15 protein-coding genes are annotated in these 14144 nt (G+C 68.9%); 6 read left to right on the forward strand and 9 right to left on the reverse strand.

The features are described from left to right. Positions 1-123 precede the first annotated feature (123 nt). Entirely contained in the window at positions 124-759 is a 636-nt protein-coding gene (locus B9H04_RS06655) for an IS6 family transposase (protein ID WP_080508603.1), read from the forward strand. A gap of 126 nt (positions 760-885) precedes the next feature. Next, a complete protein-coding gene (locus B9H04_RS06660) occupies positions 886-1350 on the forward strand; it encodes a DUF5807 family protein (protein WP_085682561.1) in 465 nt (154 codons plus the stop codon). 36 nt (positions 1351-1386) lie between these two features. Here the strand turns inward: B9H04_RS06660 and B9H04_RS06665 are convergent, their stop codons facing one another. From B9H04_RS06665 to B9H04_RS06675, 3 genes are read right to left on the reverse strand one after another with little or no spacing between them, the layout of a single operon-like run. Next, a complete protein-coding gene (locus tag B9H04_RS06665) occupies positions 1387-3039 on the reverse strand; it encodes a long-chain fatty acid--CoA ligase (protein WP_085682562.1) in 1653 nt (550 codons plus the stop codon). Between the two features lie 57 nt (positions 3040-3096). Beyond that, positions 3097-4395, reverse strand: coding sequence for a homoserine O-acetyltransferase MetX (gene metX, locus B9H04_RS06670; protein ID WP_049932668.1), 1299 nt, complete (start codon positions 4393-4395; stop codon positions 3097-3099). After that, a complete protein-coding gene (locus B9H04_RS06675) occupies positions 4392-5723 on the reverse strand; it encodes an O-acetylhomoserine aminocarboxypropyltransferase/cysteine synthase family protein (RefSeq protein WP_049932666.1) in 1332 nt (443 codons plus the stop codon). The genes metX and B9H04_RS06675 overlap by 4 nt, the downstream gene beginning before the upstream one ends. Positions 5724-5892: 169 nt before the next feature. Between B9H04_RS06675 and B9H04_RS06680 the strand changes: the two genes are divergently transcribed. Next, the gene (locus tag B9H04_RS06680) at positions 5893-7311 is read left to right on the forward strand and encodes a single-stranded-DNA-specific exonuclease RecJ (protein WP_049932665.1); all 1419 of its coding nucleotides are present in this window, start codon (positions 5893-5895) and stop codon (positions 7309-7311) included. Between the two features lie 59 nt (positions 7312-7370). Here B9H04_RS06680 and B9H04_RS06685 read toward each other — a convergent pair whose 3' ends face one another. The 5 genes from B9H04_RS06685 to B9H04_RS06705 all read right to left on the reverse strand — a co-directional run bounded on the left by B9H04_RS06685 (position 7371) and on the right by B9H04_RS06705 (position 11288). Continuing rightward, entirely contained in the window at positions 7371-7670 is a 300-nt protein-coding gene (locus B9H04_RS06685; RefSeq protein WP_049932664.1) for a hypothetical protein, read from the reverse strand. Further along, positions 7667-7948, reverse strand: a complete 282-nt coding sequence (locus B9H04_RS06690) for a winged helix-turn-helix domain-containing protein (protein WP_049932663.1) — start codon at positions 7946-7948, stop codon at positions 7667-7669. The genes B9H04_RS06685 and B9H04_RS06690 overlap by 4 nt, the downstream gene beginning before the upstream one ends. A gap of 85 nt (positions 7949-8033) precedes the next feature. Next, positions 8034-9599 (reverse strand): molybdopterin-dependent oxidoreductase, encoded by a 1566-nt coding sequence (locus B9H04_RS06695; RefSeq protein ID WP_049932662.1) that lies wholly within the window; start codon positions 9597-9599, stop codon positions 8034-8036. 3 nt (positions 9600-9602) lie between these two features. Continuing rightward, a complete protein-coding gene (locus tag B9H04_RS06700) occupies positions 9603-10532 on the reverse strand; it encodes a spondin domain-containing protein (RefSeq protein ID WP_049932661.1) in 930 nt (309 codons plus the stop codon). Positions 10533-10724: 192 nt separating this feature from the next. After that, positions 10725-11288, reverse strand: coding sequence for a HalX domain-containing protein (locus B9H04_RS06705; RefSeq protein ID WP_049932659.1), 564 nt, complete (start codon positions 11286-11288; stop codon positions 10725-10727). 144 nt (positions 11289-11432) lie between these two features. Between B9H04_RS06705 and B9H04_RS06710 the strand changes: the two genes are divergently transcribed. After that, complete coding sequence (locus B9H04_RS06710; RefSeq protein ID WP_049932658.1) at positions 11433-12164, forward strand: RAD55 family ATPase; 732 nt, start codon at positions 11433-11435, stop codon at positions 12162-12164. A 97-nt stretch (positions 12165-12261) separates the two neighbouring features. On the opposite strand, the gene B9H04_RS06715 is transcribed toward B9H04_RS06710, so the two are convergent. After that, positions 12262-12600 (reverse strand): helix-turn-helix domain-containing protein, encoded by a 339-nt coding sequence (locus tag B9H04_RS06715; RefSeq protein ID WP_049932657.1) that lies wholly within the window; start codon positions 12598-12600, stop codon positions 12262-12264. Positions 12601-12785: 185 nt separating this feature from the next. Here B9H04_RS06715 and B9H04_RS06720 point away from each other — a divergent pair, with 185 nt between their 5' ends. Beyond that, complete coding sequence (locus tag B9H04_RS06720) at positions 12786-13124, forward strand: hypothetical protein (protein WP_049932656.1); 339 nt, start codon at positions 12786-12788, stop codon at positions 13122-13124. 224 nt (positions 13125-13348) lie between these two features. Beyond that, positions 13349-13933 (forward strand): SHOCT domain-containing protein, encoded by a 585-nt coding sequence (locus B9H04_RS06725; RefSeq protein ID WP_049932655.1) that lies wholly within the window; start codon positions 13349-13351, stop codon positions 13931-13933. The last annotated feature ends 211 nt before the right edge of the window (positions 13934-14144 follow it).

The raw sequence follows: 14144 nt of genomic DNA on the forward strand, positions 1-14144 counted from the left end.
GATCTGTTCTGCGTGCTCATTACGCGACGGATCTCCGTGGTGCGTATTAACAGTTACCCCGATTCCACAGGCGGTGTTCAGATAAGGATTGAAAAGTGAGGCAGCGCGTTTTCAAAGTGATTTATGCCCGAAAACGACCGCCTCAGCGGCTGTTTAGACAAGATCAACTTAGACTTTGTGGAGCGAGAGGCAACACCGAAGCTGTTGATGAAGCTCAGTATTCAGCTTCATTTAGCAGGACTATCGCTTTCGAATATTGTCTCGTTTCTTGAGGTATTTGGTGTTGAAAGAGTTCGATCCACCGTTCACAACTGGGTTCACAAAGCAGATCTACAGCCGGAATCTGGGCGGAACCCGAATCACGTTGCGGTCGATGAGACTGTGATTCGGCTTGATGATGAACAATATTGGCTGTACGCTGCCGTCGATCCGGAAACGAACGATCTGCTTCATACACAGCTTGAACCGACGACAAACAACGCTCTCGCAGATCGGTTTTTCGCTGATCTCCGTGACAAACACGACATTGATGACGCAACAGTTCTCGTAGATGGATCAGCTTCACTTCAGCGAGCCTGTCGCAAACATGACCTCGATTTCAGATACGAACGACATGGAAATCGGAACAGCGTCGAACGTGTCTTTCGCGAGATAAAACGCCGAACTACCTGTTTCTCAAACTGTTTCAGCAACGCCGAAGCAGAAACTGCTGACGAGTGGCTGAGATCGTTCGCTTTCGCATGGAATCAGCTTATCTGAACACGAGGATTCCACACGATCTATTATATGCTCGGCGGATCGCCGCTCCGCGATCGCCCGCGACCGGAGCCGGTTCCGCTCGAGGCGACACGCACACCTTTTACCGCTCACGCGCCTCCGGGCGGCATGAGCAACCTCGACGAGTTCCTCGCGGGCGAGCGGCTCGACGACGTGGTCTTCTACCTGAGCGACGCGTACCTCGACGACGACTCCCGGCTGCGCGAGGTCGGCACCGAGACCGCCGGCGGCGTGCGGCTGATCCTCGACGGCGAGACCGGGCGGTCGGCGTTCCAGGCCGGCACGGGCATGGGCGCGATGGAGTTCGCGAAGACGGCGATGGCCGCGGAGGGCGAGATCGCGCGCTCGCTCGACGACGGCGCGTGTCCGTTCGCGGACGGCCCGGACGCGGACGACGCGAGCGAGGCTCCCGAAGCCGACCACGACATCCAGTTCATCTTCGCGTTCGCCGCGGCGCAAAACGAGGAGGTCGGCGGCCTCTACGCCGAGGGCGACGTGGTCCACGCGTACGCTCACTGTACCTGCGGCGAGAGCTACTCGCACAAGTGGGTCGTCGGCGACCGCGACGACTGAAAGCCCGCCGAGCGACCGGCTACCCGCTCGGCTCGACTACTCCTGCTCGGGCGCGTCGTCTTCCGGGACGGCCCCCTCGACGAGCGACTGGTCGCCGTACTGCTCCCGGAGGTCCTTCTTCGAGAACTTCCCGGTGGCGGTCTTGGGAACCTCGTCGATGAACTCCACCGCGTCCGGGACCCACCACTTGGGGTACTCCTCGCGGAGCCCGGTCTCGATCCGCTCGACGAGCTCGTCGCGGTCGACGCCCTCGGCCACGACGATGAACGCCACGGGGCGCTCCTGCCAGCGCTCGTGGGGCACGCCGACGACGGCCGCCTCGCTGACGCCGTCGTAGGCCATGATCGCGTTCTCCAGCTCGACGCTGGAGATCCACTCGCCGCCGGACTTGATCACGTCCTTCGTCCGGTCGACGAGCTGCATGTAGCCGTCCGCGTCGACGGTGACCACGTCGCCGGTCTTCAGCCAGCCGTCGACGAACTCCTCCTCGTTCGCCTCGGGGCGCTTGAAGTACTCCTGCGTGACCCACGGGCCGCGGATCCGGAGCTCACCGAACGCCTCGCCGTCCCACGGGATCTCCTCGCCGTCCTCGTCGATGACCTCGAACTCCAGGCCGGGAGCGACGAGCCCCTGCTTCGAGCGCTTGTTCACCTGCGTCTCGTACTCGGCGTCGCGAAGGTCATCTTTGAGATGCGAGACGGTGCCGATCGGCGACAGCTCCGTCATCCCCCACGCGTGGAGCACCTCCACGTCGCGCTCGTCGTACCACTCGACCAGTGCCTTCGGCGCGGCCGCGCCGCCGATGATCACGGTGTCGAGCGTCGAGAGGTCTACCTCGTTACCCCCCTCGATGTACTCGCGGAGGCCGAGCCACACCGTCGGCACGCCCGCGGAGATGGTCACGCCCTCCTCTTCGATCAGCGCCGCGAGGTCCGCGGGGTCCGGCGATGGACCGGGGTAGACGTGCTTCGCGCCCGCGGCGGCGGCGGTGAACGGCATCCCCCACGCGTTGACGTGGAACATGGGAACGACGGGCATCACCACGTCAGAGTCCTCCATCGGGATCCCCTGCGGGGTCTGGGAGGCCATCGTGTGGCTCCATAGCATCGAGTGGGTGTACTCGACGCCCTTCGGCTTCCCCGTCGTACCGGAGGTGTAACAGAGGCCGGCGGGCTGGTCGCCGTCGAGGTCCGGCCAGTCGTACTCGGTCGAGTGGTCCGCGATGAACTCCTCGTAGGCGGGCGCGTTGAGCGCGTCGATGCCCTCCGAGCCCATCGCGACGAAGTCGACGCCGTCGAACTCTTCCGCCCCCTCCGCAGCGCCCGCGATCTTCTCGGCGAGCGACGGGTCGACGAAGATGATCTCGTCTTGGGCGTCGTCGACGATGTACTGGATGTGCTCGTCGGGCAGCAGCGGGTTGATCGTGTGGAGCTGCGCGCCCGTGTTCGGGACGCCGAAGTACGTCTCGAAGTGCCGCGTATGGTTCCAACAGAACGTCGCGACGCGGTCGCCGCGCTCGATCCCGTGGTCGTCTAAGGCGTTCGCGAGCCGGGCCGTCCGGTCGGCGTACTCGGCATACGTGTGCCGCGTCCGCCCCTCGTGCGTCCGCGAGACGATCTCGGTGTCGGGGTACAGTCGCTCGGCGCGCCACATGAACGGTCGCAGGGTCTGCGCGTGTCCGCCTGGCATACCTCTCACCTCACGCGGTCTGGAACTATGAACGTTATCATGATTGATCGTGACTCTTCACCCCCGAAACAGGCTCGCGTGGACCGGCGCGTGGTTAGAGTCTGGCCGCGGGTCGTCGCCGTCGTCGCCGTCCTCGTCGGAGACGGCGCGGCCGTCGACGCCGTCGGCGAGGAAGTCTCGGACCGGCGGGCCGACGTGTTCCGGCTCGACGAGGAACGCGTCGTGGCCGTGGTCGGAGTCGACCACGTGGTGGGCGACCGGCACCCCGGCCTCGCGGAACGCGTCGCCCAACGACGCCGACTGCTCGACGGTGAAGTGCCAGTCGGCGGTGAAGCTCATCAGCAGCGTCTCGCCCTCGAACGCGGCGAGGGCGTCGGCGTCGGTCCCGTGGCCGGCGGCGAGGTCGTACTCGTCCATCGCGCGCGTCAGATAGAGGTAGCTGTTCGCGTCGAAGCGGTCGCCGAACCCCTCCGCCTGGTAGTCAAGGTACGACTCGACCTCGCGGTACGGGAAGAACCCGGCTGTCGGCTCCGGCGGCAGCCCGAGGTCCCCGTCCTCGCGCGTCAGGGAGTCGCGGCCGGCCGACCGGCGCCCGAACTTCCGCTCCATCGACGCCTTCGAGAGGTACATGATGTGGCCGATCTGGCGGGCGATCGCGAGCCCCTCGGTCGGGGCCGGCCGGTCGTCGCCGTAGTAGTCGCCCCCGTTCCAGTCCGCGTCCGCGCGGATCGCCCGGCGCGCCACCGCGTCGAGCGCGAGACACTGCGCGTCGAGGCGTCCGGCCGTCGCGATCGCGACCACGCGGTCGACGTCGTCCGGGTACCGCTTCGCCCACTCCAAGGCGTTCATCCCGCCGACGCTGCCGCCCACGACCGCCCGGAGCCGCCCCACGCCGAGGTGGTCGAGCAGCCGGCGCTGCGCGCGCGCCCAGTCCTCAACTTGGACCGGCGGGAACGCGGTCCCCCACCGGTCGTGGTCGGGCTCCTCGCGGAGGTCGAGGTCCGCGGGTCGCTCGCTGGCGGGACCGGTCGTCCCGTAACAGGAGCCCGGAACGTTCGCGCAGACGACGTAGTACTCGGTCGTGTCGATCGCCTTCCCCGGGCCGACGACGTCGTCCCACCACGCCCGGGCCTGCCCGGCCTGCCCGGCCCCGGTGGTCTCCGCGTCCCGCTCCGGCTCGGGGGAGCGCGCGACGTTCTGGCTCCCGGTGAGCGCGTGGCAGACGAGCACGACGTTGTCGCCGTCGAACTCGCCGTGCGTCTCGTAGGCGACCTCGAAGTCGGGGACCGACTGCCCGCACTCGAAGGTGAACTCGCCGAGCGAGGCGACGCCGTGGTCGGTCGGGACGGCGCTCATCGGTCCGCCCCCTCGTCCGCGGCCCGCTCCTCCTCGGTCCGGCCCGCCGCGACGTGCTCGCCCGCGGCCAGTCCCGCGTCGAGGTCGGCGATCACGTCGTCGGGGTCCTCGATCCCCACCGAGAGCCGGAGCATCTCGGGGTAGACGCCCGCGAGCCGCTGCTCGTCCTCGTCCATCTGCGCGTGGGTGGTCGAGGCGGGGTGGATGACGAGCGTCTTCGCGTCGCCGATGTTCGCGAGGAAACTCGTCAGGTCGACCGACTCGCAGAAGGTCTTTGCGGCCTCGTATCCGCCGTCGACGCCGAAGGTGACCATCCCGCCGAAGCCGTCGAGGTACTCCGCGGCGTTGCCGTGGCTCTCGTGGTCCTCGAAGCCGGGGTACGTCACCCAGTCGACGCGGTCGTCGCCGCGGAGGAACTCGGCCACCCGCCGCGCGTTCTCGCAGTGGCGATCCATTCGCAAGGGGAGCGTGTTCAGCCCCTGGATCGTCTGCCACGCGTCGAAGGGCGACTGCTGGCCGCCGGTCGGCCGCACGCCGCGCTGGCGGGCGACGTTCGCGAACGCGGCGTCGCCGAACTGCTCGACGAAGTCGATCGGGTACGCGGGCGATTCGCCGTCGAGCTCGGCGTAGTCGGCGTCGGGGTGGTCCCACGGGAACTGCCCGCCGTCGATCACGACGCCGCCGACGGTGGTGCCGTTGCCCGTGATCCACTTCGTCGTCGACTCCCAGACGACGTCGGCGCCGTGCTCGAACGGCCGACAGCAGTACGGCGTCGCGAACGTGTTGTCGACGACGAGCGGCACCGCGTTCTCGTGGGCGATCTCGGCGAGCCGCTCGAAGTCGGGCGTGACGAGCGAGGGGTTCGCGAGCGTCTCGACGTGGACGAACGCGGTGTCGTCGTCGATCGCGTCGGCGTACGCGTCGTAGTCGAGGGTCTCCACGAGCCGCGTCTCGATCCCGCGGCGGTCCGCGACGCTGGTGAGGTACGCGGCCGTCCCGCCGTACATCTCGGAGCTGGCGACGACGTTGTCGCCCGCGCTCGCGAGGACGGTGGTTATCGCGTCGAACGCGGCCATCCCCGAGCCCGTCGCGACCGCGTCCGACCCGCCGGCGAGGTCGGCGAGCCGCTCTTCTAAGACGTTCACCGTCGGGTTCGAGAGCCGGGAGTAGACGTGGCCCTCCGCCCGGAGCGCGTACAGCTCCGCCGCCGTGTCCGCGTCGTCGAAAACGTACGAGGTCGTCTGGTGGATCGGCGTGGCGCGGGCGCCGGTCGCCGCGTCGGGCTCGGCGCCGGCGTGGAGACTCCGGGTCGAAAACCCACGTGTCATGTTTGTTGCTCATACGACTACATACATCTATAACTGTCAGTTACGGCAATTGATGCCCCTTCGGCGCCGCGTCCGCCGGGCGGCGCCGCTGGGCGCCGCCACCGGCGCCGTCGCGTCGTTCCGCGCCCGAAGCGTGCGTTTATGACCGGTCGGGCGCCAACCGGTGGTAATGGCAGTCGCCGCCCCAGTCCCCGACCTCGCCGACCGCGCGACCGACTGCGCCGACCGGCTGCGCGAGGCCAACCGGGTGCTGCTCGCGTCCCACATCGACGCCGACGGGATCACGAGCGCCGCGGTCGCGTCCACCGGGCTCGCCCGTGCGGGGATCGACCACGAGGTCGTCTTCGAGAAGCAGTTGGACGCCGACTCGATCGCCGGGATCGCCGCCCGCGAGTTCGACGTGGTGCTGTTCACCGACTTCGGCTCCGGCCAGCTCGACGCCATCGCCGACCACGAGGACCGCGGCGACTTCGTCCCCGTCATCGCTGACCACCACCAGCCCGCCGACCGCGACACGCGGTACCACCTCAACCCCCTCTTGGAGGGGATCGACGGCGCGAGCGAGCTGTCGGGTGCCGGCGCGAGCTACCTCCTCGCCCGCGCGCTGGAGGGGCCCGACGGCGACAACCGCGACCTCGCCGGGCTCGCCGTCGTCGGCGCGGTCGGCGACATGCAGGACTCGGCGGACGGGCTCGTCGGCGCCAACGAGTCGATCGTCGCTGACGGTGTCGACGCCGGCGTCCTCGACGCGCAGACCGACCTCGACCTGTACGGCAGACAGACCCGCCCGCTCCCGAAGCTGCTGGAGTATGCCTCCGACGTGGACATCCCGGGGATCTCGAACGACGAGGCGGGGGCCATCTCCTTCCTCACCGACCTCGACCTCGACGTGAAACGCGACGGGGAGTGGCGCCGCTGGGTCGACCTCGACGCGGAAGAGCGCCAGCGGCTCGCCTCCGCGCTGATGCGCCGCGCGGTCGCCTCCGGCGTCCCCTCCGAGCGGATCGAGGCGCTCGTCGGCACCGCCTACACCCTGACCGACGAGGAGCCAGGCACCGAGCTTCGCGACGTCAGCGAGTTCTCCACGCTGCTCAACGCGACCGCGCGCTACGAGCGCGGCGACGTCGGGCTCGCGGTGTGTCTCGGCGACCGCGGCGACGCGCTCGCGGAGGCGCGCCGGCTCCTCCGCACCCACCGACAGAACCTCTCCGAGGGGCTCCAGTGGGTCAAAAACGAGGGCGTCACCCACGAGGAGCACCTCCAGTGGTTCGACGCGGGGTCGCGCATCCGCGAGACCATCGTCGGCATCGTCGCAGGGATGGCGGTCGGCTCCCCCGCGGTCGACCGATCGAAGCCGGTGATCGCCTTCGCCGAGGAGAGCGCCGAGGAGCTGAAGGTGTCCTCGCGCGGCTCGCACGCGCTCGTCCGCAAGGGGCTCGACCTCTCCGCGGTGATGCGCGAGGCGAGCCGGTCGGTCGGCGGCGACGGCGGGGGGCACGACGTGGCCGCGGGCGCGACGATCCCCATCGACGAGCGCGACGCGTTCCTCGCCGCGGCCGACCGGATCGTCGGCGACCAGCTCTCGTGAGCCGCCGCGCTCCCCGCTCGCGGGGACGCGGTCGCCTCGTCAACTCACCGCCGCCCCGGTCACCTGACCGTCGCGTAGGTCAGTAGCGACACCGCGAGCAGTTCCAGCACGCTCATCGCGAGGACCACCCGCCCCACGAGCGGGTCCATCGCGTACAGCGTCCGCATGCTCGCGAAGAAGAAGGCGACCGAGACGAGGTTCTCGATCAGGAGCACGCCGCTGAACCCGACCAGCCCGAGCAGCAGCGTCGACCCGAACTCGCGGTAGTTGCGGAGCCAGACCGAACCCAGCACCGCCAGCAGGGCGCTGTTGACGACCGCGATCAGCACGGCGACGCCGGTCGGCGACGCGGGGTTCATTCCGCGTCCACCTCCCCGGTGATCTCCTCGAACGTCTCCGCGTGGCGCTCGAAGCGGTCGGTCAGGAAGTACAGCTTCCCGTAGTCGTGGTCGCTCGGCTCGACGACGTCGTGGTCTTTCAGCATATCGAGGTGGTGTGTGATCGTGTTGTAGTCGACGTCCAGCGCCTCCGCGAGCTCGTTCGCGTTCCGCGGACGGTCGCGGAGCCGCCGGACGATCCGGACCCTGTTGGCGCCACCGCGGCTCGCGACGAACAGGTACCACAGGGCTTTCTCCATCTGACGTACTGGTGTGTCCGGTATGTGATAAAAGTCGTTTCGCCCCGGGTCGGTCCCGGCGAGCGCACCGAGCGCGGCGGCCACGTCAGCCGACCGTCCGCCGGACCCACCCCGACGCGCCGCTCGGGACGGAGCCCGACTCCTCGCCCGACTGGAGGGCCCCTGTCCCGTCGGTGGCGCGGACGACGACCTCGTGTTCCCCGTCGGGCTCGAAGACGTGGCGCCACTGCCGCCAGACGTCCGCGTCGGGCAGCCCGTCGGAGAGGGCGGCGTCCGTCCACGAGTCGCCGCCGTCGGTCGACACCTCGACGCGCTCGACCCCGCGGGTCCCGGCGTAGGCGTGGCCGGCTAGTTCGACTCGCCCGTCGCCGAGTTCGGTGATCCCCTCGTCCCAGAGCTTGGCGACCGTCTTCACCTCGCCGGTCCCTTCCCAACCGCGCTCCTCCCAGTAGCCGTCGTCCTCGACGCTGAGGAGCTCGATCTCCGAGAGCCACTTCACGTTCGTCTCGCCCCAGTGGCCCGGGATCAGCACCCGGACCGGGTGGCCGTGACCGGAGGGGAGTTCTTTCCCGTTCATCCCCCACGCGAGGAACCCCTCGGCGAGCACGTCGACCGGGAACTGGACGTAGTAGCCGTCCTCGCCGCGCAGCATCGCGCAGTCGCACTCGCCCTGCGGGTCGACGGATTCGATCAGGGGCCGGATCGGCGTTCCGGTCCAGACGGCGTTGTCCAGCTTCCGCCCGTTCAGGTCCTCGCCGACGCACCGCAGCGTGATCGCGCGGTGTTCGACCGGTCGGTCGACCAGCTCGTCGAAGGTGACCGTCCGGTCGGTCTCGGTCTCGCCGGTGAACGTCAGCGACCACTCGGCGGCGGTGACCTCCGGGTCGAACTCCGCGATGTCGACGTTGTAGAACTCGCCGATCGGACTCACCATGTCGTGGAGGTCGTCGCTCTCGAACGCCAGCCCCGCCGCGTCGAGCTCCTGGAGTCGGACTGCGGCGCCCTCGGACCGCGGGGCGTCCGGGAGGGGATCGTCGCCCGCGGCGGACAGCCGCCGGCCGCCGGCCGCCGCGACGACGAACCCGAGCGCCCCCGCGACGACGCCGAGCGTCCGACGACGCACCGCGTCGACGCCGGCGGGTAGCCGACTTCCGTCCGCGGCGATTCCCTCCCGGTCGGAAGCGTCGTCCGGCGCAGAGTTCGACGGGGACGGAGACGCGGGGCCGTCGGCGCTCGGCGGGAGCCAGCCGGCCCCGACGACCGCCGCCGCGGGGAGCGCCGCGCCCAGCGCCCCGATCGAGACGCCGGTCAGCGCCGCCGCGAGGAGCCACGCCCCGCCGCCCGCCGCGGCCGCCGCGGTCGCCCGTCGCTCTGTGCGCGCGGCGACCCGGAGGCCCGCGAACGCGACCGCGCCGAACAGCCCCGCGACGGCCGCGACCGCCATCCCGATGTGGATCAGGTGGCCGGCGTCGCCGAACGTCGCGATCGCGAACGTCACGACCGGCCCCGGAGTCAGGTTGACGATCGCCTGGTCGACCGGCCGCACGACGAACGAGGGCGTCCATCCCGTCGCGAGGTACGACCCCGCGACCGCGGCGGCGCCGGCAGCCGCCGCCAGCAACGCGTCTCGGCGTTTGGGACCGTTGATCATACTTTACGTCGGGGTTACGGTCACTTGAACTACGTCCCCGACCGCCGGGTACTCGTGGCCGTCGTCGACCCCGCGCAGTCGACGCACGACGCCGCCCTCGTCCGCCCCTTGGTCCGGCGCCTCCTGCGCCGGGGCTTGGTCCGGGCCCCTTCCGGGCGGCTCCGCGTTCGGCTCCGTCCCCGCGTCGAACAGCGCCGCGGCGTCGGTGACGTCGCCGTCGACCGGGTCGCCGTCCTCCGGCCAGAGCACGATCCCCGCCTCCTCCGTCGAGACGAACACGTCGTTCGAGGGGACGAACATCGAAGCGAACGAGAGCCGGTGGCCGGGCGAGACGTCGACCTCGAACTCGAACGCGCCGCCGGGCGCGATCGGCGGTGCCCCCGGAACCTCGCCAGTCGGGTCGTTCGGGTCCGCGACGGTGTCGGCCGGCGCGTACACCCCCGAGTGGGCAACGACCGACGACGCCTCCAGTTCGTCGACGAGCCCGTCTGCCCCCTCGAAGCCGGTCGGCGGACCCGCCTCCGCGAGCGCTTCGAGGCCGATCGAGGCCGACTCGCCGAGTTCGTAGACCGGGTTCTCTCCCTCGTGGACGGCGTACGCGCCCGGCGTGATCCAGACGGCGCCGTCCGTCGGCGTCTCGGCGGGATAGAAGTCCGGGGACGCGACGTTCTCGACCCGCACTCGCACGGTGGCGGACTCCGCCATCCCGTCGTCACCCGTCTCGTCGTCGTCCGTTCCGCCGTCGCCGTCCATCGCCTCATCGTCGTCCGCCCCGCCGTCACCGTTCATCGCACTGTCGCCGTCCATCCCGCTGCCGTCATCCATGCCGCCTTGGTCACCCGTCCCGCCGTCGCTGAGGCAACCGGCGAGTGCCAGCGTCGCGAGTCCGCCGCTCGCCGTCAGGAATCGTCGCCGCGCGTCTCGGTGCGTCATGGCTTCGGCGAGGGCGATGACGGGGATATAGATTTTTCAAGTACGGAACAAACTCGGTGCGGAGTCGGGGCGAACTCCGTTCAAACTTCGTTCGGGATCCGGACGCAGTCGGCGGGTTCCGCCACCCGTCGCTACCGGCGCGGCAGGCGACGCTTGGTGTCGATGAGCGCGGCGGAGAAAGCAGTCGCCGCCTCAGGCCTCGCCGAGGTCGCGGAACATCGCGCGGTAGTCGTCGGTCGACAGCGACTCGCCGAGGTCGTCGATGTCGGTGTCTAAGTCCTCCAACCGGTCGACCAGGTCGGCGTAGGCCTCGTTCTCCTCGCGCTGTGCGGCCGGTTTCTGTGAGCTGAGAACCGCGCGTTTGCTGGCGAGCGCGGCGGCCTCTTGGACGAGGTCGTCGTACTCGCTGCGCGTCAGGAGTGTGTCGATGGCTGCGAGCAGCTTCGAGCGGCTCACCGGCTTGGTGAGGTAGAGGTCGAACCCCATGTCGATGATGTCGAAGTCGGGTTCGACCGCGGTGACCATCGCCACGCGACAGTCGTACCCCTCCTCGCGGATGTGTTCCAAGACGTCGTCGCCGCTCCCGTCGGGGAGGCGGCGGTCGAGGAGCACCACGTCGACGCCGCCGTCGACGCGATCGATCGCCTCGGCGGCAGTCTCCGCCACGTCGACGGCGTACTGCTCCTCTAAGAAGCCGGCGTACAGCGCCGCGATGTCTGGCTCGTCCTCCACGACGAGCACCGACGGATCGCTCACCGCCGATCACCGCCCAGGGCGACCGGACACGCTTCACCGGGCATACACGAATGGGCGGCGTGTCGAGAGATAAAACTGTCGCCGTTCGCTCGCCCGATGTGCTCAACCGTCTTTTATATACCCTGGCCGTCAAAGAGGAGACGAATGTCAGAACTCGTCTCCACCGGGGTCGAGGGGCTCGACTCCATTCTCACCGGCGGCATCACCGAGCGGTCGACGGTCCTCGTCTCCGGCAACCCGGGCACAGGCAAGAGCATTTTCGGCATCCAGTACCTCCATCACGGCGTCTCCGAACACGACGAACGCGGCGTCTACGTCTCCTTCGAGGAGGACGAGGCCGACATCCGCGGCGCGGCCGAGTCCGTCGGCTTCGAGAGGTTCGACGAGATGGTCGAGGACGGCGACATCGTCATCCTCGACAAACGCGAGATGCTCCGCGAGACCGACTTCTCGACGGCGGTCGACCGCCTGCTCGACACCGTCGAAGACGGCGACTTCGACCGCCTCGTCTTGGACTCGCTGTCGATGTTCCAGTTGTTCTTCGACGCCGAACAGGAGAAGCGCACCTACCTGCTGAAGTTCTCGGACATCCTCAAGGCGAACGGGCTTACCTCGCTGCTCATCAACGAGCAGGGCGCCGTCTTCCCCGACACGGAGGTTGGCTTAGAGAACTTCCTCACGGACGGGAACATCTACTTTATCCAGACGCCGACGGACTCGGGCGTCAACCGCTACGTCTGGGTGGCGAAGATGCGGAAACAGGACATTGACACCGACATCTTCCCGATGGAGATCGGACAGGGTGGGATCACGGTCCACGAGCGCGCCGGCGGGTTCTCGATGATGGGCGGCTCCGACGACCAGCCCTCGTTCTAACCCTCGCAGCGCGGCTGCGTCGATCGCGACCCGGTGACGCTCTTTCGATCGCGGCACGATCGACGGTCTTCCGATCGCCGCCGCCGCCCAACGCTGATCACTTTCGCGACGAGAGGTCGCGCCAGACGTCGTCGAGGCGGTTCTTCACCGCCGACCGTTCCTCCACCTCGACCGTGAGCCCGTCGCGGAAGTCGACCTCGACCCCGTCGACCCTCCGACGGTACACCTTCACGCGCCGGTGTTCGTCCGAGAGCGGGCGGTCGTGTAACTCCAGTAGATCGGCCTCCTCCAACTCGTTGATCCGTCGGTAACACGTCGCGATCGGGACGTCCAGCTGGTCGCTGAGATCCTGCGCCGACTTCGCGTCGCCCGTCGCCGTCAGGATGTCCGTGTTGTATTTGTTACCGAGTACGGTGATCAGATTGTCCCCCACCATTCACGTTATCGGGATTGATTTTTATCTCTTATAACGGTACCGGTGAGTGCCCCGGGCGGCAACCCTCGCGATCCGGCGTGCGGTACGGGACCACGGGCGGTTCGGCGACTCGAATCGGTTTGCCGTGTTATCGCTGCTGATACCCGCTCCCGTGGGTTTATAATCCGCATTCGAGCAGGTGAGGTATGGAGCTCATTGAGGGGTTGTACCTGATGACGACCACCGTGCTGGCCGGCGCGAGCGCGACGCTGGTTGCGTTCGCCGTCGCGGCGTATCGGTCGTCCGGCCGCACGGCGATGGCGTACCTGGCGGTCGGCTTCGGACTCGTCGTCGTCGCGGCGGTCGCGACGCCCGCGGCCGCCTTCCGGACCGAATTCGCCGACCCCGAGGCCCTCCTCCTCGTCAACACCGGGCTGCTGGCGGCGTCGATGGCGCTCGTCGCCGGGAGCCTTGCGGTGTACGAACCGGGGACGCGGGAGTTCGTGATCCCCGAGTCGGAGCTGTCGCGTCTGCGCGATCGGTGACAGTCGGATCCGAGCCCTAACCTCCCGCGTCCCCGCTGAATCGATCCTAAGCGAACACCGCGAAACCGGAGGCGTACCCCGCTCCCCGACGCCCTTTTGCGTTCTCGGTCCGTAACGACATCGATGACAGATCGCTGTCGAAACGGCGGCGCGACCCCGGGCCCGCGACCGGCTCCGCGGCGGCGCCGACCCGGTGAATCGCCCCGAGGCTCGGGGCGTCGACGATGACGGCCGCCGACGCCCGCGGGGGTCGCTCGCCGGTCGCGCGCCTCTCGGATCTCGCCGCGCGCGCCGGCGTCGGCGCCGGGGTCACGGTGCTCGTGAGCGTCCTGCCCGTCGTCGGGCTGGTCGCGCCTGCGGTCGGCGCCGGCGTGGCGAGTTGGACCGACGACGCGGAGCGCCCCCGCGGCCCGAAGATCGGGGCCGCCACGGGCGCGCTGGTCGCGCTGCTGTCGCTGCCGCTGACGTTCTTTGCGGTGTGGGTCGCCGCCGCGGTGTCGCCCGCGGCGACCGTCGGCGTCCTCGCGCTCACGCTGTTCGGCGCGGCGTACGTCGTCGGCAGCGGCGCGCTCGGCGGCTACCTGGCGGACCGGATCGCCGCCGAGCGCGATACCTCGCGGGCGGACGCCGACCGCGAGGCGCCCGCGACGCCGATCGAGCGCCTCAAACACCGCTACGTTGAGGGCGAGATCTCCGACGCGGAGTTCGAGCGCCGCCTCGACCGACTGGTCTCCGCCGACCGCGACCGCACCGACTCGGCGTCTCGGCGCGAGCCGCCCGAGACGACTGCTCCCGAACACGAGCGCTGAAACGGCCTCGGTGGGATCGCTCTTTCGAACGGCGTCGTTGACACTCGGTATTCTCTCCTCGCTCTTCAGTAGACTGGCGGAACCAGGAGCATTAGTGCCTCTGGCCCGGCAAAAACGGGTATGTATGAAGACCGTCCTGCCTTCGGCCAGAGGCTATCAGAACTTGCGGAACTTGGGGTAATAGAATTTCGGGCCGAGCCGCTCGACGCCA

It is taken from the genome of Halorubrum ezzemoulense DSM 17463, from assembly GCF_002114285.1.
GTDB classification, from domain to species: domain Archaea; phylum Halobacteriota; class Halobacteria; order Halobacteriales; family Haloferacaceae; genus Halorubrum; species Halorubrum ezzemoulense.

Bases quoted from the DNA above. Each gene is read 5' to 3' on its own strand.
- B9H04_RS06690 (WP_049932663.1), bottom strand. From the start codon at position 7,948: ATGGAGAAAGCCCTGTGGTACCTGTTCGTCGCGAGCCGCGGTGGCGCC.
- B9H04_RS06675 (WP_049932666.1), bottom strand. From the start codon at position 5,723: ATGACACGTGGGTTTTCGACCCGGAGTCTCCACGCCGGCGCCGAGCCC.
- B9H04_RS06725 (WP_049932655.1), top strand. From the start codon at position 13,349: ATGACGGCCGCCGACGCCCGCGGGGGTCGCTCGCCGGTCGCGCGCCTC.
- B9H04_RS06715 (WP_049932657.1), bottom strand. From the start codon at position 12,600: ATGGTGGGGGACAATCTGATCACCGTACTCGGTAACAAATACAACACG.
- B9H04_RS06680 (WP_049932665.1), top strand. From the start codon at position 5,893: ATGGCAGTCGCCGCCCCAGTCCCCGACCTCGCCGACCGCGCGACCGAC.
- metX (WP_049932668.1), bottom strand. From the start codon at position 4,395: ATGAGCGCCGTCCCGACCGACCACGGCGTCGCCTCGCTCGGCGAGTTC.
- B9H04_RS06700 (WP_049932661.1), bottom strand. From the start codon at position 10,532: ATGACGCACCGAGACGCGCGGCGACGATTCCTGACGGCGAGCGGCGGA.
- B9H04_RS06660 (WP_085682561.1), top strand. From the start codon at position 886: ATGAGCAACCTCGACGAGTTCCTCGCGGGCGAGCGGCTCGACGACGTG.
- B9H04_RS06665 (WP_085682562.1), bottom strand. From the start codon at position 3,039: ATGCCAGGCGGACACGCGCAGACCCTGCGACCGTTCATGTGGCGCGCC.
- B9H04_RS06685 (WP_049932664.1), bottom strand. From the start codon at position 7,670: ATGAACCCCGCGTCGCCGACCGGCGTCGCCGTGCTGATCGCGGTCGTC.
- B9H04_RS06720 (WP_049932656.1), top strand. From the start codon at position 12,786: ATGGAGCTCATTGAGGGGTTGTACCTGATGACGACCACCGTGCTGGCC.
- B9H04_RS06655 (WP_080508603.1), top strand. From the start codon at position 124: ATGCCCGAAAACGACCGCCTCAGCGGCTGTTTAGACAAGATCAACTTA.
- B9H04_RS06710 (WP_049932658.1), top strand. From the start codon at position 11,433: ATGTCAGAACTCGTCTCCACCGGGGTCGAGGGGCTCGACTCCATTCTC.
- B9H04_RS06695 (WP_049932662.1), bottom strand. From the start codon at position 9,599: ATGATCAACGGTCCCAAACGCCGAGACGCGTTGCTGGCGGCGGCTGCC.